Origin of the sequence: Oceanobacter mangrovi (assembly GCF_019740315.1) — a bacterium.
In the GTDB taxonomy this organism is placed as follows: Bacteria; Pseudomonadota; Gammaproteobacteria; order Pseudomonadales; family Oceanobacteraceae; genus Oceanobacter; species Oceanobacter mangrovi.
Genome location: NZ_JAHXZR010000008.1, coordinates 15,475 through 38,311 on the forward strand (window position 1 = coordinate 15,475; position 22,837 = coordinate 38,311).

At 54.6% G+C, this 22,837-nt stretch carries 21 protein-coding genes; 7 read left to right on the top strand and 14 right to left on the bottom strand.

Going from position 1 to position 22,837, the window contains the following annotated elements; all coding sequences use genetic code 11:
• Window positions 1–6 precede the first annotated feature (6 nt).
• The 6 genes from K6123_RS15915 to K6123_RS15940 form a co-directional block, all read right to left on the bottom strand.
• A complete protein-coding gene (locus tag K6123_RS15915) occupies window positions 7–1,536 on the bottom strand; it encodes a DHA2 family efflux MFS transporter permease subunit (protein ID WP_221799513.1) in 1,530 nt (509 codons plus the stop codon).
• A 6-nt stretch (window positions 1,537–1,542) separates the two neighbouring features.
• Window positions 1,543–2,634 (bottom strand): HlyD family secretion protein, encoded by a 1,092-nt coding sequence (locus K6123_RS15920; protein ID WP_221799515.1) that lies wholly within the window; start codon window positions 2,632–2,634, stop codon window positions 1,543–1,545.
• A gap of 8 nt (window positions 2,635–2,642) precedes the next feature.
• Window positions 2,643–3,143, bottom strand: coding sequence for a MarR family winged helix-turn-helix transcriptional regulator (locus K6123_RS15925; RefSeq protein ID WP_221799517.1), 501 nt, complete (start codon window positions 3,141–3,143; stop codon window positions 2,643–2,645).
• Window positions 3,144–3,354: 211 nt separating this feature from the next.
• On the bottom strand, window positions 3,355–5,247 hold the full coding sequence (locus tag K6123_RS15930; RefSeq protein WP_246624854.1) for a TRAP transporter permease: 1,893 nt from the start codon (window positions 5,245–5,247) through the stop codon (window positions 3,355–3,357).
• A gap of 68 nt (window positions 5,248–5,315) precedes the next feature.
• Entirely contained in the window at window positions 5,316–6,248 is a 933-nt protein-coding gene (locus K6123_RS15935) for a TAXI family TRAP transporter solute-binding subunit (protein WP_221799519.1), read from the bottom strand.
• A gap of 257 nt (window positions 6,249–6,505) precedes the next feature.
• Window positions 6,506–7,654, bottom strand: coding sequence for a PilT/PilU family type 4a pilus ATPase (locus K6123_RS15940; RefSeq protein ID WP_221799521.1), 1,149 nt, complete (start codon window positions 7,652–7,654; stop codon window positions 6,506–6,508).
• Window positions 7,655–7,933: 279 nt separating this feature from the next.
• On the opposite strand from K6123_RS15940, the gene hmuQ reads away from it, so the two are divergent.
• Window positions 7,934–8,239 carry a heme-degrading protein HmuQ gene (hmuQ, locus tag K6123_RS15945; RefSeq protein ID WP_221799523.1) on the top strand — a complete coding sequence of 102 codons (306 nt, stop codon included), beginning with the start codon at window positions 7,934–7,936 and terminating at the stop codon, window positions 8,237–8,239.
• A 1-nt stretch (window position 8,240) separates the two neighbouring features.
• On the opposite strand, the gene K6123_RS15950 is transcribed toward hmuQ, so the two are convergent.
• The 3 genes from K6123_RS15950 to rlmKL all read right to left on the bottom strand — a co-directional run bounded on the left by K6123_RS15950 (window position 8,241) and on the right by rlmKL (window position 12,662).
• Entirely contained in the window at window positions 8,241–8,591 is a 351-nt protein-coding gene (locus K6123_RS15950) for a hypothetical protein (protein WP_221799525.1), read from the bottom strand.
• A 263-nt stretch (window positions 8,592–8,854) separates the two neighbouring features.
• Complete coding sequence (locus K6123_RS15955; protein WP_221799867.1) at window positions 8,855–10,066, bottom strand: ammonium transporter; 1,212 nt, start codon at window positions 10,064–10,066, stop codon at window positions 8,855–8,857.
• Window positions 10,067–10,454: 388 nt separating this feature from the next.
• On the bottom strand, window positions 10,455–12,662 hold the full coding sequence (gene rlmKL, locus K6123_RS15960; protein ID WP_221799527.1) for a bifunctional 23S rRNA (guanine(2069)-N(7))-methyltransferase RlmK/23S rRNA (guanine(2445)-N(2))-methyltransferase RlmL: 2,208 nt from the start codon (window positions 12,660–12,662) through the stop codon (window positions 10,455–10,457).
• A 177-nt stretch (window positions 12,663–12,839) separates the two neighbouring features.
• Here rlmKL and rmf point away from each other — a divergent pair, with 177 nt between their 5' ends.
• Entirely contained in the window at window positions 12,840–13,037 is a 198-nt protein-coding gene (gene rmf / locus K6123_RS15965; RefSeq protein ID WP_221799529.1) for a ribosome modulation factor, read from the top strand.
• A gap of 181 nt (window positions 13,038–13,218) precedes the next feature.
• Here rmf and K6123_RS15970 read toward each other — a convergent pair whose 3' ends face one another.
• From K6123_RS15970 to K6123_RS15980, 3 genes are all read right to left on the bottom strand, one after another.
• Window positions 13,219–14,241, bottom strand: coding sequence for a quinone-dependent dihydroorotate dehydrogenase (locus tag K6123_RS15970; protein ID WP_221799531.1), 1,023 nt, complete (start codon window positions 14,239–14,241; stop codon window positions 13,219–13,221).
• Between the two features lie 66 nt (window positions 14,242–14,307).
• The gene (locus tag K6123_RS15975) at window positions 14,308–14,535 is read right to left on the bottom strand and encodes a DUF2835 domain-containing protein (RefSeq protein WP_221799533.1); all 228 of its coding nucleotides are present in this window, start codon (window positions 14,533–14,535) and stop codon (window positions 14,308–14,310) included.
• Between the two features lie 115 nt (window positions 14,536–14,650).
• Window positions 14,651–15,526, bottom strand: a complete 876-nt coding sequence (locus K6123_RS15980; RefSeq protein ID WP_221799535.1) for a MurR/RpiR family transcriptional regulator — start codon at window positions 15,524–15,526, stop codon at window positions 14,651–14,653.
• Between the two features lie 307 nt (window positions 15,527–15,833).
• On the opposite strand from K6123_RS15980, the gene K6123_RS15985 reads away from it, so the two are divergent.
• The 5 genes from K6123_RS15985 (at window position 15,834) to K6123_RS16005 (ending at window position 21,001) form a co-directional block, all read left to right on the top strand.
• Entirely contained in the window at window positions 15,834–16,904 is a 1,071-nt protein-coding gene (locus K6123_RS15985; RefSeq protein WP_221799537.1) for a polyamine ABC transporter substrate-binding protein, read from the top strand.
• 84 nt (window positions 16,905–16,988) lie between these two features.
• A complete protein-coding gene (locus tag K6123_RS15990; RefSeq protein ID WP_221799539.1) occupies window positions 16,989–18,131 on the top strand; it encodes an ABC transporter ATP-binding protein in 1,143 nt (380 codons plus the stop codon).
• Complete coding sequence (locus K6123_RS15995) at window positions 18,131–19,018, top strand: ABC transporter permease (protein ID WP_221799541.1); 888 nt, start codon at window positions 18,131–18,133, stop codon at window positions 19,016–19,018. Before K6123_RS15990 ends, K6123_RS15995 begins: the two co-directional genes overlap by 1 nt.
• Before the next feature lie 9 nt (window positions 19,019–19,027).
• Window positions 19,028–19,867 carry an ABC transporter permease gene (locus tag K6123_RS16000; protein WP_221799543.1) on the top strand — a complete coding sequence of 280 codons (840 nt, stop codon included), beginning with the start codon at window positions 19,028–19,030 and terminating at the stop codon, window positions 19,865–19,867.
• 15 nt (window positions 19,868–19,882) lie between these two features.
• Window positions 19,883–21,001 (top strand): DmpA family aminopeptidase, encoded by a 1,119-nt coding sequence (locus K6123_RS16005; protein ID WP_221799545.1) that lies wholly within the window; start codon window positions 19,883–19,885, stop codon window positions 20,999–21,001.
• Between the two features lie 44 nt (window positions 21,002–21,045).
• Here the strand turns inward: K6123_RS16005 and K6123_RS16010 are convergent, their stop codons facing one another.
• Both K6123_RS16010 and K6123_RS16015 read right to left on the bottom strand, forming a co-directional pair.
• Window positions 21,046–21,951 carry a DUF2799 domain-containing protein gene (locus tag K6123_RS16010; protein ID WP_221799546.1) on the bottom strand — a complete coding sequence of 302 codons (906 nt, stop codon included), beginning with the start codon at window positions 21,949–21,951 and terminating at the stop codon, window positions 21,046–21,048.
• 331 nt (window positions 21,952–22,282) lie between these two features.
• Entirely contained in the window at window positions 22,283–22,735 is a 453-nt protein-coding gene (locus tag K6123_RS16015) for an NUDIX hydrolase (RefSeq protein WP_221799548.1), read from the bottom strand.
• Between the last annotated feature and the right edge of the window lie 102 nt (window positions 22,736–22,837).

Genomic DNA, 22,837 nt, shown 5'->3' on the forward strand with positions numbered 1-22,837 from the left:
CGAGCACTAGCTTTGCATCTTCACCTTAGCCGGTGCTTTCAACAGCAACACCAGGGGTAACGCCGCCAGTGTCACCCACATCATCACCCGAAAATCCTGCAGATAGGCAATCGTCAGGGCCTGCCGGGTAACCTGATCATTAATCGCAATCAGCCCCTGTACCGTCGTTGGGTCCCAGCTGCTGACCTGTTCCAGCGCCTGACTAAACGGCGTCACCTGTTCGCTCAACACGGCATGATTGACCTGGGTGTTACGGCTTAGCAGCGTCATCATCCAGGAAATGCCAATACTGCTGCCCAGGTTGCGTAACAGGCTGAACATGGCCGTGCCTTCATTGCGATAGCGCGGTGCCAGCGTGGCAAAGGTAATGGTGCTCAGCGGTACAAAAATCAGCCCCAGGCCAAGCCCTTGGACGATACCGGTATACACCAGTGTGAGTTCACTGACTTCAGTGGTAAAAGCCGTCATTTGCCACAACGACAACGAGGTAAACAATAGCCCCAGCGTGATCATCAAACGGGTGTCCACCTTGCCGCTCAGGCGTCCGACCACCATCATGGATACCATGGTGCCAACACCTCGAGGGGCCAGCACCATGCCGGTATCCAGCACCGGATACCCCATTAATCCTTGCAGGAATGGCGGCAACAACGCCATGGTCGCCAGCAGAATAATGCCGATCAGGAAGATAAAGATCAGCCCCACCGAAAAATTGCGATCGAGAAACAGCCCGGGTTCGATAAACGGATGTTTGGCCGTGAACATCTGCACCAGAAACAGGTAAGCAAACAGCACCACCATCACGGCTTCAACAAGAATTTCCGGCGAGGAAAACCAGTCCAGCGACTGGCCCCGGTCGAGCAGCATCTGCATGGCACCAACCGCCAGACTTAATACCGCAAAGCCAAACAGGTCGAAGCGCCGGGAATTGTCTTTGGGGGTTTCCGACACAAAGGCAAAAATCCCCGCCAGCGCCATCAGGCCAAATGGCAGGTTAATAAAAAACACCCAGCGCCAGTTGTAGTACTCAGTCAGATAGCCACCCAGAGTTGGGCCCAGAATCGGCCCAACCATCACCCCAACGCCCCACATCGCCATGGCAGAGCCATGCTGTTCACGCGGATAGGTATCCAGTAGCACCGACTGTGACAGCGGCACCAGTGCAGCACCAAAAATCCCCTGCAACAAACGGAACAGCACCAGCTCCGGCAAGCTCGTCGCGGCACCACACAACATGGATGTCAGTGTAAAACCCGCTACCGACCACAGGAACAGGCGCTTGCGACCAAAACGAGCGGCCAGAAACCCGGTCATCGGCATCATGATGGCGGCCGCCACTATGTATGAGGTCAGCACCCAGGAAATCTGCTCCTGGGTGGCCGACAAGGTGCCCTGCATGTTCGGCAGCGCAACGTTGGCAATGGTGGTGTCCAGTGCCTGCATAATGGTCGCAAGCATGATGGAAATCGTGATCAGGCCACGTTTTGGTTCTGCCGAACGGGTTTCCGAAACCGGCGAAGCAGTCACAGCCGACATGGCATCTTATCCCTTGGCCGCGACGACAGAGTCACCTAACAGTTGATCGGCACGGCTATGGCCGGTATCAACTTCTACCACAGTGCTGGCGCCCGCCCGCAGTGGCAGAGCGTCCTGGCCCTGCTCAATGCTGATACGCACTGGCACTCGCTGTACCACCTTGACCCAGTTACCGGTCGAGTTTTGCGCTGGTAACACCGAGAATTCAGCGCCGGTCGCCTGACTGATGCTTTCGACATGGCCCTGCCAGGTTTTACCCGCATAGCTGTCGATATGAATATCGACCGGCTGACCCGGACGCATGTTATCCAGCTGGGTTTCCTTGAAGTTGGCTTCGATCCAGACATCGGTATCCGACACCAGACTCATCACCGCCTGACCGGATTCAATGTATTTGCCGGGCTTCGGCATATTACTGACAACACCGGCAAAAGGAGCCTGCACGCGGGTATGTTGCAGATCCAGTTCGGCCTGTTCGCGATTAGCCTGAGCCAGCAAGACTCGCGGCTGTTGTTCCAATGCCAGCTCCGGGTTGCCGCCAAGCCCGGCGCGCAAGGTCGCCAGCGCCTGACGCACGACCACAATCTGTTGTTTGGCACTGACCAATTGGTGCTTGGCCTGATCCAGCTGTGCCTGGGATGCCACATGCTGTTTGACCAGCTGCTGCTGACGACGGAACTCACTGTCGGCGTAGTCCCGGTCTTCAATCAACAGTGCCAGTTCATCCTGCTTTTGCTGATAACTGTGCATCAGCCCTTCGACTTCTGCACGAGTATCCAGCAGGGCTGCAACTGCCGCATCACGGGCAATTTCGTAGGGTCGCGGATCCAGACTAAACAACACCTCACCCTGTTCCACCCGGCTGTTCTCGCGGACCAGCACCTGATTAACCGAACCCTTAACTTCGGCGCTGATATTAACCTTGCTGGCTTTCAGATAGGCATTTTCAGTTTCGACATAACGACCACCCGCCAGATAAAAATAACCGCCAACCAGCAGCATCAGCAGTGGCCCGCCGATCAGCAAAGCCCGTCTTTTTGAGCCTCTGGAAGAAACAGGCTGGTCGGTCGTTGGCGTGTTTGATGCGCTGTTACTCATGGTGATTGTTACTCATGGTTATTTTTATCCTGATGACTCCTGACCGGGTTAGCAGCCCCGTCAGTGTTTTTGAGCTGGGGCTTTAGCAGATTGGTTTTCAGATCCTGTAGCAGGCTGACGATTTGCAACTGCTCGGCATTTGTCAGACCACCGAGGGCCTGCTGGCGGGTTTCTGCGCCACGGGACGCCATTTCATCCAGCAAAGGCTGTGAAGCAGGTGTCAGATACAGACGAGAGACCCGCCGGTCAGCCGGATCCCGCCGCCGTTCAACCCAGCCGGCCTGTTCCATCTTGTCGAGCTGGCGCGCCAGCGTGATCGGCTTGATTTCCAGCACGTCGGCCAGCGCCACCTGATTCATGCCTTCATTGCGGGATAAATACGACAGCGCCCGCCACTGGGCGATGGTCAAGCCCAGGTCCTGGGCACGGACTTCAAAATCCCGCCGATATAGACGGGCAACCTCATGAATCAGAATCCCGAGGTAACGGGTTGGATCGTCGTTTTCCATTGAATCTGGCAACACCGGCAATTAATAAGCTTTGCTTATTATATGTTTTACTTATCAATAGACAAGCCGACACTTTGCCGCAGCGCCTGACTTCTCGGTCCCGCCAAAATGCCAGCCAATAAAAAAACGCCCGTTGCAATCAATGCACCGGGCGTTTCAGAAGGGCCGTCAGCGACTGAATTTGAGCCGGAACGGAGCCTGCCAGCCGGACTCAAGCCACAGCTGTGGCCTTTTTATGGCGCACGATATCGAATACCACCAGTACCGAGACAATCGCCACCAGAATGATGCGATAGTCATTGGGGATAAACAGCATCACAACAGCCAATACCAGCAGCACAATACGCAGCATCTTACCCAGGCGGGTCGCCCACTGACCTTCAATCGCACCAGCAAACGCAACCACCAGCGCGATGGTGCCAATGACGGCTTCGGCGTAGCCCCAGATCGAATCACCTGCCGTCCAGATCAGAGGTGAAAACGCCATCATGGCGGGAATCAGGAAAAAGCCCTGCGCCAGTTTGAAGGCCTGTACGGCCGTTGGCATCGGCTTCGAGCCGGCAATACCGGCTCCGGCAAAGGCCGCTAGTGCAATGGGAGGTGTCACGTTGGAGGTCTGCGACAACCAGAACACAATCATATGGGCAGCCAGCAGGCTGACCCCCAGATCCATCATTGCCGGTACCGCCATAATCGACAGCACGATATACGCTGCGGTTACCGGCAAGCCCATGCCCAGCACAATTGCTGCTGCACCAATCAGCAACAACACCGACCACAGGTACCCCCCGGACATCGCCAGCAGGAACTGGGTGAATTGAAGCCCCAGACCGGTCTGGCCAACCACCCCCACCACAATACCGGCAGTGGCACAGGCGACTGAAATGGGCAGCGCCATCAGCGCACCTTCTTTCAGACCTTCAAAGAATTTCGCCACCGAAATACGGCTGTGAGCCCGTACCATGGCTGCGACCAGAATCGCCGCACAACCGGCGATGCCCACCAACACCGGTGAATAGGCCATTAACAGCAAGGTGGTGATCAGCACCAATGGCAACAGAAAATGCCAGCCCTGAGCCATGACAGTACGAATCGCCTCGGTCTGACTCATGCCTTTGAGATCGAGTTTGACCGCCATCAGATGGACGTACAGCAGCGTACAGGCGAAATACAGAATCGCCGGAATAATCGATACCAGCAGAATTTCGCTGTAGGCAATGCCGGTAAACTGCGCCATTACAAAAGCGCCAGCCCCCATCACTGGTGGCATGATCTGCCCACCAGTGGAGGCAGCTGCTTCAATACCAGCCGCCTGCTCCGGCTTGTAGCCGAGCTTTTTCATCATCGGAATGGTCAGGGCGCCAGTGGTGACGGTATTGGCAATCGCGGAACCGGAAATCGAACCCAGCGCCGCAGATGCCACCACACTGGCCTTGGCAGGGCCGCCACGATATTTCCCCGCCACCGCAAACGCAGCATCAATAAAGAACTGGCCTGCGCCGGTCACCTGCAGGAAGGCGCCGAACAGCACAAAGATAAACACCACCCCGGCAGCAATCGCCAGCGGCGCGCCATAGACGCCGTTGGTGGAGAAAATATGGAAGCGAATCATCTCTTCCAACGTAAAGCCCTTACTGGCCACGGCATCTGGCAAAGCATCACCAAACAGCGCGTAGACAATAAAGATCCCGGCGACCACCACCATGGTCATGCCCACCGTGCGACGCGTCGCTTCCAGCAGCAACACAACCATCAAAGTGCCAGCAATCTGATCTGTCAGTTGCAGGCCATCGAGCAAAAAGCCGATATCGTCGTAATCAAACACGGCAATGCGGGCCGCCGCCCAGCCACTGGCAACCACCAGCAGCAGATCGAACAGCCGACTGACCACAAATAAACTGGAGTTAACATGATCCCTGGGCAGCAACGGATACATCAGGAATACCAGCACCAGCACCCAACCCAGGTGAATGGTACGAAACATGGGGGCAGACAGTTCGGCACTGATCCCCTGCCAGATCTGAAAGACAGATAATCCAACCGCCAGAATGGTGGCCAAGAGCAATAGCAAGCGCAGCGGGCTGCTCATCTTCTCGGTGGACATTAAGATCTCCTCTAAACACAAACGCCCGCCGGTTTATGCCGACGGGCGCTCGAAAAGGTTGGCGATGATTACTTGTTGCGCTGTTCGTTCATGTAACGCAGGGCGCCAGGATGCAAAGGCACGCCTTTCAGGATATCCATGTTTTCCAGCGTGGTGTATTTGGCGTCACTGATTGCACGACGGATTTCGTCCATATGATCAAAAGCAACCTTGGTCATTTCATAAGCCAGCTTATCGTCCAGATCCTTGTTCACCACCAGCACGTTCCAGATCGCCGCGGTAGTGAACGCAGGTACCTTGTTGTAGCTGTTGGCAGGCGCATCAAACTTCATGTAGGCAGGCGCGGCGGCTTCGATTTTGGCCAGTTCATCAGCAGAGAAAGACAGGATGCGAATATCACGGGTCAGTGCCAGTTCAGTGATCGCGCCAACCCCCAGGCTGCCGACAATCACACCGGCATCAATCTGACCGTTAGCCAGCGCTTCAGTCGTCGCGGTGTAGTTCAGTGACTGTGCCTTGATATCATCCTCCTTGACGCCAAGGATATCGAGAATATTGGTAGCACTGACGCGAGTACCGGAGCCTGGTGCTCCCAGAGAGACTTTTTTGCCTTTCAGCTGGGTAACAGACGTAATGCTGGAATTGGCTGGCACCATAAACTGCACCACGTTCGGATACAGCGCAAACAGTACAGCGGCAGGCATCTGGCGCGGGAACGGCTTTTCACCCTGCTCGGCTTTCAAAGCCACGTTGCCCATGGCGATACCGGCAATCTGCTTGTTGGTCGAAACCTTGATGATGTTTTCAACCGAGGCAGCTGTCACTTCAGCACGAACGTTCATGCCCGGAATGTTTTCACTCCAGATTTTCCCCAGAATGCCACCTAACGGATAATAGGTTCCGCTCTGACTGCCGGTACCGATGGAATAATTTTCAGCGCTGGCTGGCAGCGACAGCACAAAGGCAAAAGCCAGCAGGGTCTTACCGAGGAATTTTTTCATACCGTCTCCGGATCATCGACTTGTGATTATTGTTGTACAGCTGATTGAATCTCATTATGGCATGGCTGCCAGAGCAGGCCAGCATACCAAAGTTACATCCCAATAATTGGCCGGATTCGGCACCTTAATAGTGGGAGTTGGGTGTTCTGCGGGCCACGCAGGCTCGAGTGTCAGGAGTTAGCCGCACAGGCTTATAAGTTGGAGGGATGTGTCTCTGCAGCCGCTGCAGGCCACAGAGACAGGATTTCAGCTAACGATCAGGATTCTTCCTCTTTCTCATCGTCATCCATCATCAGGCTCAGCCCAGCCAGAACAGAACCTGATTTGCTTTCATCCGGCAAATTACCATCATTTTCAGCCAGTTTGATTCGCAGACGCAGGTTGTTGGGCGAGTCGGCGTTTTTGATAGCTTCTTCCAAAGAAATACGACCTTCGCGATAGAGTTTGAACATAGCCGCGTCGAAGGTTTGCATGCCAAGGTTTTCCGACTTTTCCATCACTTCCTTAATTGAAGGAATGTCTCCCTTCATGATCATATCTTCAATGGTTTTGGTACCCAGCATGACTTCCACGGCAGCACAACGCTTACCATCAACCGTGCGCAACAAACGCTGGGAGACAAACGCCCGCAGGTTCTGGCCGAGCCCCATCAATAATTGCTGACGACGCTCTTCCGGGAACATGTTGATAATCCGCTCCAGCGCCTGGTTGGCGTTGTTGGCGTGCAGAGTCGAAATCGCCAGGTGGCCGGTTTCAGCGAAAGCTAACGCATGTTCCATGGTTTCGCGGTCACGAATCTCACCAATCAGAATTACGTCCGGCGCCTGACGCAGGGTGTTTTTCAGCGCGGCATGGAAGCTCTTGGTATCGGTGCCGACTTCGCGCTGATTAACAATGCACTTCTTGTGCTTATGCATGAACTCCACCGGGTCTTCGATGGTAATGATATGACCACCGGCACTGGCGTTACGGTGGTCGATCAGTGCTGCCAATGAGGTCGACTTACCTGAGCCGGTCCCCCCCACAAACAGGATCAGGCCACGTTTCGACATCACCACTTCCTTGAGGATCGGTGGCAGATTGAGCTGTTCCAGATTGGGAATTTCGGTATTGATGTTACGGGCAACAATCGATACCTGATTACGCTGACGGAAAATGTTGATACGGAAACGACCGAACGGCCGAGAGATAGCCAAGTTCATCTCGAGCTCTTCCTCGAACTCAAGCTTCTGGTTTTTGGTCATCAAGGAGTCGGCGATAGCTTCCACTTCACCACTGGCCAGTACCTCTTTTGCCAACGGTTTTAATTGCCCCTGGAATTTTGCACAAGGCGGAGCCCCGGTGCTCAGATAGAGGTCAGAACCATCTTTGTGTGCCAGGATGGCCAACCACTGATCCATACTCATCGACATACCTCATAAACTGCTAATGAACGACAAAAAGTCAGAAAGCGTCAATGGTAGTGAATCGCGATGACAGAAAGGATGGGCAAAATCATGATTGTCTTACAGTGACCCAAATATTGAGAACTATGTCACATTTGGTTGTATGGCCAGGAATATCGATCGATTAAGACGTATCCAACAATCTGTGGCACTCTTGGGTTTCGACAAGATTCCAGTCAGGGTCGTTGAACCAACATCGAGTAGCCAGCGTCCTGCCAACCCGAACAACCCGGAGCCAATATGTACATTGCCATGAACCGCTTCCGCATCAAGCCAGGCTGCGAAGCAGACTTTATCGAAATCTGGAAAAGCCGTGACACCTATCTGGACGAAGTACCAGGTTTTCAGAGCTTTAACCTGCTGCAGGGTGCCAGCAATGAGGAATTTACCCTGTTTACCTCCCACTCCGTGTGGGAATCAAAAGCAGCCTTTGAAGGCTGGACCAAATCCGAAGCCTTCCGCAAGGCCCACGCCAACGCTGGCGGTACCCGCAAGGACATTTACATGGGCCCGCCCCAGCTGGAATGCTTTGAAGCGGTGATCTGATTTATTCGCCTGGTGGTTTGGGTTTCGACAACAAGGCGACGACCGCCCAGACCACCAGCAACGGAATCAGAAGCGGCAACAAAAACGGCATGCCCATCGACACAACCGCCAGTCCCAGAATCATCAAACCACCGATGATCATCAAGCCAAACCCGGCGAACACCAGCGTCAGCACAATCAGTAAACAGAAACCGATTACGGTGGAGACCACCAGCGCCCAGGACGACATCATGCCGGCCATCGGCCCGTGGAACTCATGACCGTTGACTATTACCACAACATCACTGCTGATAGCGCCCCAAATGGCGACCGCAACAGCAACCAGAATTCCGATCAGCACAATTTGCTTCATGAGCCTTACCTCCTTATCTGAGGCTAGGACAGCAAAAGCAGCCAAGCGTTACATCAACGGCGACTCGCGCCGCCGTACTGATACTGCCTGAGACAAACGGGCCCATGCTCTCGTAGCAGAGCCAGACGCCAGCATATAACAGCGTCATCCCAAACGAGCCTGCGAAATTTGGGATCCATGCGGCTTGCCAATTCCTGGCCGTATGGATCCTGAATCGCTACGCGTTCAGGATGATGGGTATTATTCAGCAGACTCCATGATATTTAATCCAGCGAGGTCGACCCGATCTTGTGAATGCTGAGGTCAGCGCCGTTAAATTCAGACTCCTCATCCAAACGCAATCCCGCTACTACCTTGATCAGCCCATACACCAGCAAGCCGCCGACCAGAGCAACCACTACGCCAGCCAGCGAACCAATCAGTTGGGAAACCAGACTGACACCGCCCAGACCACCCAGGCTGCTTGCCCCAAAGATACCGGTGGCCACACCACCCCAGACACCGCACAATCCGTGCAGCGGCCATACACCTAACACATCATCGAACTTGGTGAAGCGGTTCTGCGCCAACGTGAACACATATACGAACAGGGCACCCGCCACGCCACCAACCAACAGTGCACCGATCGGATGCATGATGTCGGAACCCGCACACACCGCCACCAGACCCGCCAGCGGACCATTGTGAATAAAGCCCGGGTCATTCTTGCCAACCACCATGGCCACCAGCGTACCGCCGACCATTGCCATCAGGCTGTTCACCGCTACCAAACCGGAAATACCATCCACCGTCTGGGCTGACATCACATTAAAGCCGAACCAGCCGACGGTCAGAATCCAGGCCCCCAGTGCCAGGAACGGGATATTGGAAGGCGCAAAAGCAACGACCTTGCCATTGCGGTAACGACCGTTACGGGAGCCCAGCAGCGTAATCGCCGCAAAGGCAATCCAGCCGCCAACGGCGTGAACCACTACAGAACCGGCAAAGTCATGGAAAGCGGCACCAAAGCTGTTCTCCAGCCAGTTCTGGAAGCCATAGTTACCATTCCAGATCATGCCTTCGAACACTGGATAGACAAATGCCACGGTCAAACCAGACGCCAGCAGGAAGGGATAAAATTTGGCCCGTTCGGCAATACCACCCGACACAATCGCCGGAATTGCCGCCGCAAAGGTCAGCAGGAAGAAGAACTTGACCAGCTCGTAACCATTATTGGCTGCCAGTGCTTCCGCCCCCACCAGAAAGTTAGTGCCGTAGGCAATCTGGTAGCCAATAAAGAAATAGGCCAGCGTCGAGATCGCAAAATCGGTCAGAATCTTGACCAGCGCGTTAACCTGGTTTTTATGGCGAACGGTTCCCAGCTCCAGAAAAGCAAAGCCGCCGTGCATCAGCAGCACCATAATGGCGCCCAGCAGGATAAAAAGCGTATTGGTGCCGGACATCAAGGTCTCGACTGCACTGTTTACGCCGGTCAAATCCAGACTTGTCACAATAACTACTCCCACAATTTCAACAACACCGGGTCTCCATCAGCCTGAACCAATGTTGAGCCGTTAGCACTGTTTTAGTGCTCTTATTATTCAGAGGGGAAATCGGAAGCAGTTTACATACCAGAATTGTCGCCTTTGTTACAAAAACACATGATATATTTGTCAACATTGGCACCATGCCAAGATTTATGCGCTCTGTAGATGAACACAATTTTCGCTCAGGTTTTCCTTGATAGCGCAAAATTCAACGCCAGATGACATTTATCGCACCACAGGAAAACATTTTTAAATTAAACGCACGATTTAAGTGCAAACAGAAATCAAGAATTCAAGGCGCACCACAACGATGCGCCTTGACTGAGAAGCAGCCTGATCAGGCCTTCTGGATGTGGAAACAGTGGTGAATATTGGGGCGACGAGCGTAGTCCGTTGGCACCGACCACTTGCTGACATTACGGATATTGAGCGCGGTTTCGGCACTTTCCTGCAGTGCTTTCTCGTCCATCACAAAGGTCCGCAGGTTGGTTGAGAAGATCAGCAAACCACCGGGCCGCAAACAGTCCATCGCCTGCTCAATCAGACGCACGTGATCACGCTGGATATCCAGCACCCCTTCCATCCGCTTGGAGTTGGAGAAAGTTGGCGGGTCCATAAAGATCAGGTCGTACTGCTCCTTACAATCACCCAGCCACTGCAAACAGTCCGCCTGAATAAACTCATGTTTGGCCGGATTAATACCGTTCAACTCGAAGTTGTCCTTGCCCCAGTTCAGATAGGTACGCGACATATCCACACTGGTACAAACCGCACCGGCGTTCGCGGCATGAACACTGGCGCTGGCGGTATAGCAGAACAGGTTGAGGAACTTTGGTGCGGTCATCGCCGCACAACGTTTGGCGATCTCCAGACGGGTTGGCCGGTGATCAAGGAACAGGCCGGTATCGAGATAATCCTTCAGATTGACCCAAACCTGAATCTGGCCTTCGCGGCTCGGGAAGCGGTGGCGAACCAGACCATCACTGGACTGCTTTTCATATTGCTTCTTGCCCGCCTGACGCTCACGACGCTTCAGCACAATCTGCTCTGCCGGTACGCCAGTGACTTCCGGCAACACGGCCAGGACATCCAGCAAACGGCGTTCAGCCTTGGCTTCGTCAATGGACTTTGGCGGTACATATTCCTGCACGTGCAACCAATCACGGCTGACCGTCATTCCCTCGCGAGCATCGGTGTACCAGTCCACGGCCACGGCATATTCCGGCAGATCCTGGTCATAGACCCGATAGCTGGCAATACCGTCACGTTTGACCCATTTCTGGATCTGCTTGAGGTTCTTTTTCAGCCGGTTGGCGAAGGCTTCTACCGGGCCACGGATCATGGTTCCCTGCGGCTGGGCGGAGCGTTCGTCAGCAGCACCAAACACCAGCAGGCGGGTTTCGATCTTGCCGTTGAGGAACTTGTATTGCTTGTCGAGTGGACGTCGAACCGCCTTGGCCAGATCAGTATTGCCGGTGAACAGCGCCAGCTTCCATTCCGGCACCTGCATGGTGGCATCGTGCAGTTGTTGGTACAGCGGCGCCAGCTGCGGCAATTCACTCAAACGTTCGCCATACGGCGGGTTGGTAATCACCAGACCACCTTCGGCGATCACATCCTTATTAATGCGGAACTGATCAATCGGGCGCTTTTCCAGATGCACCAGACCCGCCAGACCGGAACGTGCGAGGTTGGCATTGGCCGCTTCGAGCTGGCGCGCATCCAGATCAAAACCGTAGAAACGGCTCTTGAGGTTTTTGATACCTGCAGTACGACGCTCACGCGCCTGCTCAACCATGTCGGTCCAAAGCTTGCGGTCGTGGCCACGCCAGTGTTCAAAGCCATGCTGCTGACGGTTCAAACCCGGTGCAACATCAGCCGCCATCAGGCCCGCTTCGATCAGCAAGGTGCCGGAACCACACATGGGATCAACCAGGTGCTTGCCTTGCTCGGCCAGTTCCGGCCAGCCAGCCCGCATCAGCAGCGCTGCCGCGAGCGTTTCCTTTAACGGCGCCAGACCCGGTTGCAAACGATAGCCACGACGGTGCATGCCAGGGCCACTGAAGTTCAGATACAGGGCCAGCTTGCCCTTGCGCAGTACCGCGTCGATACGCAGATCGGCTTCCTTGCTGACATTCGGCCGCGAGCCCTGGTCGGCGCGGAAACGGTCAACAATGGCATCCTTGATTTTCTGGGCGCCAAACTGGGTGTTGTTGACAAAGTCAGTACGGCCGTTGAAGTCCACCCGAATGGTAGCGTTGGCCGAAAACAAGGCTGGCCAGTCAACCGAACGTGCCACTTCGTACATTTCGTCAACCGAATTAACACTGGCTTCCTGCAACGGCATCAGCAAGCGGTTACCCAGTCGGGACCACAAGCAAAAACGGTAAGCGTCCTCAATTGACCCCTTCCAGAATACACCGAGTGGTGTTTCACGCTCGAACTCACCTCCTAATGCATTGATTTCATTAGCTAAAAGCGGCTCGATTCCCTTGCTGCAAATGGCCAGCCAGGAAAAGGTGGTTGCTGATTCAGGATTTTGCATAAAGTTCATGCCTGTCTGATGAAATAGCCATTCGTTACAAACGAGTGACATTTTATTTAAATAAAATCGTTAACAACGACTGTCCAATCGCGATACAAACGAGATGTCGCTGCTGAAGATCGTCCTGATTCGAACGACCACAGTGACTTATTGCTAATAAAAGCGAGGATGCATCGTATGAAAAAACAGAAACGCGATCTGCAAGAACGAGCTTTCAACCGCGGATACCGTGCCGGCATTGAACGGCGATCCAAAGATCTGGCCCCGCCTGAAGGCCCTATGCGTGATGCCTGGTTAGCGGGCTGGCGCTCCGGACGTGCAGACCATTGGGATGGATACACCGGCGTTTCTGGTATTCATCGAATGGTGGTTTAACCACCACTCCAGGCTCCGTCTGCAAAAGGGGGTTAACCAACTGATGCAGAGCCTGAAAAACCGAATTCCCCAGCCCATCCAGGGCTGACAAAAAAAGCAAGCCTCCTGCTCCGGGAGGCGGCCCCCAAGAGGGGCCTTTTTTATGCTTGCTGATTACTGTCGCCTGGCACCAGAGCTAAGCCTAGCGGTAGTTCGCCAGCGCCTCGACAGCCTCACGAACCAGTTCAGGGCCACGATAAATAAAGCCACTGTAGATCTGCACCAGCTGGGCACCGGCCTTGAACTTGTCGATGGCACCGGCACCGTCGCTGATACCGCCAACACCAATCACTGGCAAACGGCCGTCAAGTGCCTTGCACAGCACTTCCAGCACCTCAGTGGCTTTCTCTTCCAGCGGCGCGCCGCTCAAACCACCCTGCTCATTGGCATTCTGACAGCCCTGCACCCCTTCACGATCCAGTGTGGTGTTGGTGGCAATCACGCCATCCATACCGCACTCAACCAGGGTGTTGGCAACCAGCGCCACTTCGTCGGTATTCATGTCTGGCGCGATCTTGACGAAAATTGGCTTATAGCCGAATTGTGGTGCCAGCTCGCGTTGCTTTTCTTTCAGTGGCGTCAGCAGTTCTTTCAGCGCATCACCGTACTGCAGGGTGCGCAGTCCCGGCGTGTTCGGAGAGGAAATATTGACGGTAATATAGGTGGCGTACTGGTAAACCTTTTCCAGACAAATCAGGTAATCGTCGACCGCCCGTTCAACTGGCGTGTCGAAGTTCTTGCCGATATTGATGCCCAGCACACCCGTGAATCTGGCTTTTTTAACCCGCTCGATCAGGTAGTCCACACCCTTGTTGTTAAAGCCCATGCGATTGATGATCGCCTGACGCTCTGGAATGCGGAACAAGCGTGGCTGCGGGTTACCTGGCTGCGGACGTGGCGTAATGGTACCGATCTCGATAAAACCGAAACCCAGCCGCGCCAGCGCATCAATGTAGTCACCGTTCTTGTCGAGGCCTGCAGCCAGACCTACCGGGTTCGGAAAACGGATTCCGGCCACTTCAACCGGCTCGCCCTTGACCTCTGGCATCATGAATTTCAACAGCTGCAAACGCTCCGCCGCACCCATCAGATCAAGGCTGACTTCGTGGGCCGTTTCGGCACTCAGGCTGAATAACAGGGGGCGAATGGCACTGTACCAATCCATAGGGGTCCTCATGGGTAACGGTTGAAAAGAGAAGCACCAGCCTGGCAGCTGGTAAATTGGCGGCGATTATACGCGAGCCAGCTCAATAATGCGCTGGAACTTGCCCTGCTCATCGGTTTCGATGGCAAATCTGCCCCGAATGCCGTCATGGCGAATCACATGCCGCAGCACATTGGCCGGAAAGCGCACGGTGCGACCATCCAGAGACACCACCTGTACCGTTCGTACGGCACCGGAATAATATTGCTGGTATTCCGCCGCTGAAATCACAAGGTCAAAAACAATTCTTGGCATGGTCCTGTTAGCAATGCTGCTGGCGTTGTCGTTCTCTGGGAAAAATTGCCGTTGTCACTGCCCCAAATATAGCAGATCGACAGCCCTGAACGGCTTCGTACTGGCCTATTTCCTCTCAGAACAAATTAAGATGACGGGCAATGTCGAGCCAGGCGCGGGCGCGGGCATCACTGCCTGGATTCTTGCGGGCAACCTGATCGACCAGCATGTTGGTAGCCAGTAGCAAGCCCCAGGTGGATTCCAGAAACAGCCCGGTTTTTGACTTGGCATGGAAGATATAGGGGGTGAAATCCCGCGCCCAATAACAGAACTCATCGGTCAGAATCACTACCTGCATGCCCCGTTCGGCAGCCAGTTCACACAAGCGCCGCCCTTGCTGGGCATAAGGCACCACATCAATCAGAATGAAAGTGGTGTAGCCCTGCGCCGACTTTTGCGGCTTCGCCAGCCATTCGCCCAGATTGCTGTCGTTGGCTGACAAAAACTGCACATTGGTGCGGGCCAATGACAGGCGGCGGGCAAAGTCTTCCGCAGCACCACGAATGGTCTGAAAACCGGAGACATACACCTGATCAGCCGAGGCCACACAATTCACCAGCCCCTGCCAGCTGTCGGACTGCAGCTGCTTGTAGAGGTCGACCAGAATCTTCAGATCCTTGTCGAACAGGCTCTTCAGAAAATCGTCCGTCAACACCGTACCGTCGTCATTGCTGCGACCCTGCACCGGTGCCAGTTCCTGCTGGATTTCCTGCTTCAGTGCGGCAATGCCCTTGTAGCCAGCCCGTTTCAGAAAACGACTGACGGTAATCGAACTGACCGCTGCCTTTTCAGCAATCGAAGCGCCGGTTTCAAAGGCAATATTCGGCAGGTTCAGCAGAATGTATTGCGCCACCCGGGCTTCCGACGGTGACAGCTGCGGCATCAGTTCATGCAGGTGCTGTTCGGTGCGCCCCGGGATATAACTGTGATCCGACGAAAAGGTATTTTCCACGCCCAAGCCTCCGGCTGTTACCAGGTTTTCTGCTTTTTACTGACGTCGCCTGTTAGCCTTCCGCAACCCTGCCGCGCATTTTGTGCCGATCCGGTGCAGCTTTATCAACAAACGCACTATTACCAAGCAACAAAAACAGGAAAAGACATTAAAAGGCGCCAATAAAAACCACTAAACCACTGATTTTATTGAAATATTTAATTATGTTATAGATCTAACATATCGTGATATTGAACGATATATATCAGCATTCATAGAATTTCACCACATTGAACGGCTTGTTATTCAACGCTTGGAGGAACATCTGATGAAGGGTCTGATATCCGCTGTAACCAGCAGCAAACGCTTGAGCAAGACCGCCGCACTGGCATGTTTGGGACTGTCGGGGCTGGCTTTGTCCAGCACAACGTTGGCAGAACAAACGCTCAACCTGTACAACTGGGGTGATTACATCAACCCGGAAGTCATCGAACGCTTCACAGCCGAAACCGGCATCAAGGTAACACTCGACACCTACTCGTCCAACGAAGAGATGCTGGCCAAGTTGCAGGCTGGTGCAACCGGCTACGACATCATTTTCCCGTCTGTGCACATGCAGGATGTGATGACCAGCCTCAACATGCTGGAAAAAACCAACATCAACAAAGCGCCCGGCTTTGAAAACATCCTCAAGGACCACCTGATCGCCGAATCCGACCCCAAGGGTGAATACTGTTTGCCATACGCCTGGGGCAGCGTCGGCATCGTCTACAACAAGAAGCTGGTGCCTGAACTGAACTCCTGGCAGGAGTTTTTCGCGCTGCCTTCACAGGGCAAAAAAATCACCCTGCTGGACGATATGCGTGAAGACATCGGTATCGGCCTGATCATGAATGGCAAAAACGTTAACTCCACTGATTCTCAGGACCTGAAGGCCGCGCAGCAGTTCCTGCTCGACCAAAAGCCTAATATCTCGGCACTGACCTACGACACCATCCCGATGGTGCAGTCCGGTGATATCGCTGCGGGCCACTACTATGTCGGCGCCATGATGTATGTGAACGAAGACCCGGACACCCTCGCATACGTAATCCCGAAAGAAGGCGCCACCATGTATCAGGAAGATATGTGTGTACTGAAAAGCGCGCCCAACAAAAGCAACGCCCGCAAGTTCATGGAATTTTTCCTGCAACCAGAAATTTCTGCCATGAACACCATTCAACAGACCAATGGCTCGGTTAACAAGGCCGCCATCTCACTGTTGCCTGCGGCAATGCGTGACAACCCCAACATGAATCCGCCAGTAGAAACCATGGAAAAACTGCAGGTGTTCAAGGATCTCGGCAAGGGCATCAAGTTGTACGACCGCGTCTGGACCAAATTCCGCACCGCATCCTGATCAACCACTGACCCCGAGCGCGGGCCGACGGCCCGCGCCTCCCACAGCTGAAGTTTTCGAACGACGTTTCCTTGAGGTTTCACTATGTCTGAACGAAATAGCGCACCGGACTTTCTGAAAATAAAAAACGCCATGCGTCATTTCCAGACGCCGGAAGGCAGCCTGGTCAAGGCGCTGGACGGCATCAACCTGACCATCGCCCAAAGCGAATTTATTACCTTGCTGGGGCCATCCGGCTGCGGCAAAACCACCCTGCTGAACATCATTGCCGGTTTTGAACGGCTCGACAGCGGCAAGATTCTGCTCGACAACAGCCCATTGCTGGAACTACCCGCCCACAAACGGCCGGTCAATACCGTGTTCCAGTCCTACGCCCTGTTCCCACATCTGAACATAGGTGACAACGTCGGTTACGGCCTCGACATCCATGGCGTCGCCAAACAGGAACGTAACAAACGCGTGGCAGAAGCGCTGGAAATGGTGGGTCTGCAAGGTGTCGAAAAGCGCCGTCCGACCCAGCTTTCAGGTGGTCAACAACAGCGTGTGGCGCTGGCACGGGCGATTGTGAATCGGCCGAAAATGTTGTTGCTGGACGAACCCCTGTCGGCCCTCGACCGCAACCTGCGCATGAAGATGCAGATCGAATTGAAAAATCTGCAGGCCGAGCTGGGTATCTGCTTCCTGTTTGTCACCCATGATCAGGAAGAAGCGCTCACCATGTCCGACCGCATCGTCGTGCTCAACGGTGGCAAGGTCGAACAGGTTGGTACACCGGATGAAATTTATCATCGTCCGGCCAGCCGTTTTGTCAGCGAGTTTATTGGTGAAAGCAATATTTTCAGCGGTACCGTCAGCCGTTGCGAAAACGGTCTCGCCCTGGTTAATGCCGACGGCAGCGAGATTGTCTGCCAGAGCCAGCAGCTGCGTGTTGGCCAACCAGTGTCGCTGTTGCTGCGCCCGGAGCACTTCCAGCTGGTTGCGGGTTCTCCAGCCAGCGGCACAAGCAGCCAGGCCATGATCCAGGCCCGACTGCAACAGTCCGTTTTTATCGGCCGCGACCACCAGCTGCATTGTCAGATGGCCAATGGTCAGCCGATTTCCGCGCTGATTCGCAGTGCCATGGCGGCAGTGCAGCCAGGTCAGGCAATTGAACTGCACTATGATCCCGCAGCGGTGCATGTGATTCCTGCTGCAGCACAGCAGTCTGCCGACGAAGAGGCTGCCTGATGAAATCCTTCAGCCGCCAGCAAAAGCAGCTGGTATTACTGCTGGCTCCGGCCACCCTGTTCCTCGGTATCTTTTTTATCGGCCCACTGTTGATCATGGCCGTATACAGCTTCCTCGAACCAGGCCTTTACGGTGGTGTGGAATGGAATTTCTACCACTGGAACTACGGCCGGGTGCTGGGCTGGGCCGACGGTTTCTATGAAGAATTCGACCTGGTATATCTGGAGATTCTGGCCCGCTCGGCCGGACTGGCACTGGCGACTACACTGTTGACCTTGCTGGTGTGTTACCCGGCGGCGTTCTGGATCAGCCGTATGTCGACGCGTGGCAAGGCACTGTGCCTGTTCCTGATCACACTGCCGTTCTTCTCCAGCATGATCATCCGGTTGTACGCCTGGATTCTGATCCTGCGTGACTCCGGCTTTGCCAACCAGATTCTCGACGCGCTGGGACTGATTTCCGAGCCACTCGGGCTGATGTACTCCAGCACCGCCGTGGTGATCGGCATGATCTACATCTTTGTGCCTTTTATGTTCCTGCCGCTGTACTCCAGCGTCGAAAAGATCGACGGCAAGCTGATTCAGGCCTCGCAGGACCTCGGCGCTGCGCCCTTGACCACCTTCCGGAAAGTGATTCTGCCACTGACCTTGCCTGGTGTGATCGCCGGTAGCGTACTGGTCTTTATCCCTTCACTCGGCAACTTTGTGGTGCCTTCGATGCTGGGCGGCGCCAAGGTGGTGATGATCGGCAACCTGGTCGAACAGCAGTTCCTCTATGCCCGCAACTGGCCGTTCGGCGCGACCCTGTCGATGCTGATGATTGTGTCAATGCTGGTGATCGTTTCGTTTTACCTGTTCAAGGTAATGAAAAATCAGCCCCAGAGCTGAGGTGTTCCGATGACTACAGCCTTTCTACGCAAACTGTTTAACCCCCTGCTCTCCGGCTACGGCGCGCTGTTCATGCTGTTTTTGTACGCGCCGGTGATTCTGGTGGTGGTGTATTCCTTCAACTCCAACCCGGTCAATCTGATGATCTGGGACCATTTCACCTTCGACTGGTACATCAACCTGTTTGGCGGTGATACCCCATTAAAAGATGACATCAGCTATGTCGACTCCACCGACCAGCTGCTGGCCGCGCTGGGCACCAGTCTGACCGTGGCGGCGTTGGCCACCATTACCGCCACCGTACTGGGAACCAGCACAGCAGTAGCGATGGCTCGCTACCGGTTCCGGATGCAGGGTTTCTACCGCCTGCTGCTGTTTGTGCCGATGGTGATGCCGGACATTGTGCTGGGCATTGCGCTGCTGATCTTTTTTGTTGGTGCCGGTATTCATCTGGGCGTCATCTCCATTGTGATTGGCCACTGCACCTTCCTGACCAGCTACGTGTTTATTGTTGTCAGCGCCCGTCTGGCCGGTATGAACCCGCTGATTGAATCCGCCTCTGCCGACCTCGGTGCCAACGAATGGCAGACCTTCCGCCGCGTCACCCTGCCGCTGATTCTGCCCGGTGTGATTGGTGGAGCCTTGCTGAGTTTCATTATTTCGATGGACGACCTGGTGATTACCTACTTCATCAGCGGAGTCGACTCCACCACCTTACCGGTTTTCATCATGGGGCTGATTCGGCGTGGCATTAAACCCGAAATCAATGCCATCGCCACACTGATGCTGGTGTTCTCAATTGTGATTGCTTCTGCGGGGATCTATTTCAAATCCCGCAATGCCGATTAAACAGGAAGTGTTGTTATGACTATCAAACGCGCCCGTGACTATGGAATTCCATTTGCCGGAACTCCAGGTGCCTTTAACGCCATCACCGACGTTGCCGGTGTTGAGGTCGGCTATCAGACGCTAATCAAGGATGACCCGCACAGCCCGGCCCGAACAGGCGTGACCGCCATTCTGCCACGCGGCAAAAAAGCCGAGCCACAACCGGTCTGGGCGGGTATGTACGCCCTCAACGGCAACGGCGAAATGACCGGTACCCACTGGATTCAGGACGGCGGCTATTTTGTTGGCCCGATCATGATCACCAACAGCCACGGCGTTGGCATCACTCACCACGCCGCCTGCAAGTGGATGATCAACCACTACCGCAAGGACTGGACCGAACATCACCTGTGGGCCATGCCGGTGGTGGCCGAAACCTATGACGGCGTGCTCAACGACATCAACGCCATGCATGTCACCGAGGCCGATGCGCTGGCGGCGCTGGACAACACCTGCAGCGGCGTACTGGCCGAAGGCAACGTTGGTGGCGGTACCGGCATGATCGCCTACGAATTCAAGGGCGGCACCGGCACCTCATCCCGGCTGATCGAACTGGATGGTAAAACCTACACCGTTGCTGCGCTGGTACAGGCCAATCATGGCCTGCGCCCCTGGCTCAATGTTGCCGGTGTGCCTCTCGGTCAACTGATGCCGGAACATGGACTGATGCGCGAACATGAAAGCGGCTCCATCATTGTGATTCTGGCCACCGACGCGCCAATGCTGCCACACCAGCTCAAGCGTATGGCCAAACGGGCGGCGATTGGTATCGGCCGCAACGGCACTCCCGGCGGTAACAATTCCGGCGATATTTTTATGGCCTTCAGCACCGCCAACGAAAAGCCGTTGCCCCAGCAGGACGTCAGCCACAGCTCCATGGCCTACCTGAATGACGAAGTCTTTGATGATTTCTACATGGCTGCCGTACAGGCGGTAGAGGAGTCCGTTGTTAACGCCATGGTAGCCGCCGAAGATACGCCGATTTTTAAATTGCCGGGCGTTGAAACCTGCAAGGCGATAGACGCGGAAAAAGCCGCCGCGCTGGTGCAACGCTTCCACAGCGCACTGGCTGAGGATGTGAAGCAAGCCGGTTGAGCTTTATATTCCAGGCTGCTATCGCGGTTGCCGCGTTCTGTTCGCTACTGCGGGCGCACCATTGGCGGCGGCGACCGTTTCAGCGGTAGCTCTTGATCCGGTTGTTCTGGCTCAGGTTGCTGTTCCGAGCGGTCTTTGGGTTTCTTTATTGGTTGTTTTGGGGTTGGTTGTTTGGGAACAGCTGGCTGTTTTGGCACCTCCGGATGATCGGGTTTGGGCAACGGCCGCGAAACCGGTACAGGCCAATTAATTCCCAGCAACGACTGATATTCCATATTCAGCAACCGCTGGCGGGTTTGCAGCTCACGCAGCCGTTTGTGAAAATCCTTTCGGTCACTGTCGAGACGGGCGATCTCAGCGTCAAGATGCTGCAGTTCCTCCACCAGCTGCTGCTTGCGATCATCCCGCTGTTTCTGTTGGCTACCTTGCAGCCAGGCTTGATGAAACGTCGGGTATTGCGAACCATCACACACTGAACTTTGCTGGCCGTTCAGGCCCAGCTGGTAACCCTCGGCAGGCACGCAATAACGCCGCAAACCCTGGTTGTAATACGCTTCCAGCTCGGCAGTTTGTTGTGCAGGACAGACATAACGAAAACGACTGCCGCTTTCCCCCAGCCAAAGGGCGTTGTCGATGGTGCAGTATTCCAGCAAACCTGCCTGATAACCCTGGTTATAGGCTTCGCGGTCGGTCGCAATACCGTATTCGGAACACTGGTTGTGGTAACGCTCAAAGTTACTGCGAGAATCAGCCTGACGGCCGTCCGAATAGCCAATCTGGTAATAATTGGCTTCTTCACAGGTGGATTTTGAAATTGAAGAACAACCGCCGACCAGCAAGGCAAGACTAACCAAGGTTAGAGAAGCAGCTCGCGCTGCCAATGCAGTATGACTATATGAAGCTGAAGCCGCTGAAGTTGAAACAAATGAAGCCTGAATAATTCTTGCCATAACAACATCCTGAACAAGCGAATGGTGACTGTAGGGGGCATCTATTTAATCCTGCACGACTCTGCGCGAGTGTTGCCAGTGTTCAGAGCAAGGCGGCGAATGCAGCGAAATGACCAGCCTGTCCGGCCGAGTCTTTTCAAATTCGCCAACACCGCTCTGGGCAGTGGCAACCCGCGCCCTGCGGGGACTGCCGGATGATCCCGACTCGGTGTCGCCGGTTTTTGACTTGACCCGCCAGGCCTGCAAACCGGCTTCGGGATTCGAAACCATCCGGAAGCCCAGAGCGAGCACCGGATTAAATAGATGCCCCCTATAGCAACCCCTCAGCAGATTAGTGATTCGGCAGCCAGTGAGCGTGGGAATCCAGCAATTGCAGCAGGTTTTCCGGAACCAGGGTCAATTTTCCAGAGCGGAAGTCAGCCAGCGGAATCCATTTGGCGGTGAACGCGCTGTTACTGCCCTCGTCACAGGAAGTGAATTCCCGATGGCTGTAGAACTCTGGGTCAACAAAACTGGCCTTGAACACAAAAACAATTTCATGACAGGGCCGACCATAAAGCTCAAAGCGGTTTTCCATCACCCGGGGTTTGGATTCAATCGTAATACGGGTATTCAGCTCTTCCTGAAACTCCCGCACCAGCGCTTCCTGAGCCAGTTCGCCAAAATCAATGCCACCACCTAATGGTCGGTAGAAAACCGAGTTATCGGCCGGATCAAAGCCTTCAAAGACGAAGATACGATCGTTGTCTTCGATGACGCCAATGGCGATATTGCGAATCTGCATACTGTTTTCTCCCTGATTCATGGTCGCTACTCAACACGAATATTAACCACCTGCGTGAGCATCCGGCCCACACAGGCAGGCCAGACGGCTGTCCCCCCGGAT

Coding starts and splice junctions, on each gene's coding strand:
- K6123_RS15970 (WP_221799531.1), bottom strand. CDS start 14,241: ATGGATTGGTACAGTGCCATTCGCCCCCTGTTATTCAGCCTGAGTGCC.
- K6123_RS16015 (WP_221799548.1), bottom strand. CDS start 22,735: ATGCAGATTCGCAATATCGCCATTGGCGTCATCGAAGACAACGATCGT.
- K6123_RS15950 (WP_221799525.1), bottom strand. CDS start 8,591: ATGAAGCAAATTGTGCTGATCGGAATTCTGGTTGCTGTTGCGGTCGCC.
- K6123_RS16000 (WP_221799543.1), top strand. CDS start 19,028: ATGACTACAGCCTTTCTACGCAAACTGTTTAACCCCCTGCTCTCCGGC.
- K6123_RS15915 (WP_221799513.1), bottom strand. CDS start 1,536: ATGTCGGCTGTGACTGCTTCGCCGGTTTCGGAAACCCGTTCGGCAGAA.
- K6123_RS15995 (WP_221799541.1), top strand. CDS start 18,131: ATGAAATCCTTCAGCCGCCAGCAAAAGCAGCTGGTATTACTGCTGGCT.
- K6123_RS15920 (WP_221799515.1), bottom strand. CDS start 2,634: ATGAGTAACAGCGCATCAAACACGCCAACGACCGACCAGCCTGTTTCT.
- K6123_RS15930 (WP_246624854.1), bottom strand. CDS start 5,247: ATGTCCACCGAGAAGATGAGCAGCCCGCTGCGCTTGCTATTGCTCTTG.
- K6123_RS15940 (WP_221799521.1), bottom strand. CDS start 7,654: ATGAGTATGGATCAGTGGTTGGCCATCCTGGCACACAAAGATGGTTCT.
- K6123_RS16005 (WP_221799545.1), top strand. CDS start 19,883: ATGACTATCAAACGCGCCCGTGACTATGGAATTCCATTTGCCGGAACT.
- K6123_RS15935 (WP_221799519.1), bottom strand. CDS start 6,248: ATGAAAAAATTCCTCGGTAAGACCCTGCTGGCTTTTGCCTTTGTGCTG.
- K6123_RS15990 (WP_221799539.1), top strand. CDS start 16,989: ATGTCTGAACGAAATAGCGCACCGGACTTTCTGAAAATAAAAAACGCC.
- rlmKL (WP_221799527.1), bottom strand. CDS start 12,662: ATGCAAAATCCTGAATCAGCAACCACCTTTTCCTGGCTGGCCATTTGC.
- K6123_RS15975 (WP_221799533.1), bottom strand. CDS start 14,535: ATGCCAAGAATTGTTTTTGACCTTGTGATTTCAGCGGCGGAATACCAG.
- K6123_RS15985 (WP_221799537.1), top strand. CDS start 15,834: ATGAAGGGTCTGATATCCGCTGTAACCAGCAGCAAACGCTTGAGCAAG.
- K6123_RS16010 (WP_221799546.1), bottom strand. CDS start 21,951: ATGGCAAGAATTATTCAGGCTTCATTTGTTTCAACTTCAGCGGCTTCA.
- K6123_RS15925 (WP_221799517.1), bottom strand. CDS start 3,143: ATGGAAAACGACGATCCAACCCGTTACCTCGGGATTCTGATTCATGAG.
- hmuQ (WP_221799523.1), top strand. CDS start 7,934: ATGTACATTGCCATGAACCGCTTCCGCATCAAGCCAGGCTGCGAAGCA.
- rmf (WP_221799529.1), top strand. CDS start 12,840: ATGAAAAAACAGAAACGCGATCTGCAAGAACGAGCTTTCAACCGCGGA.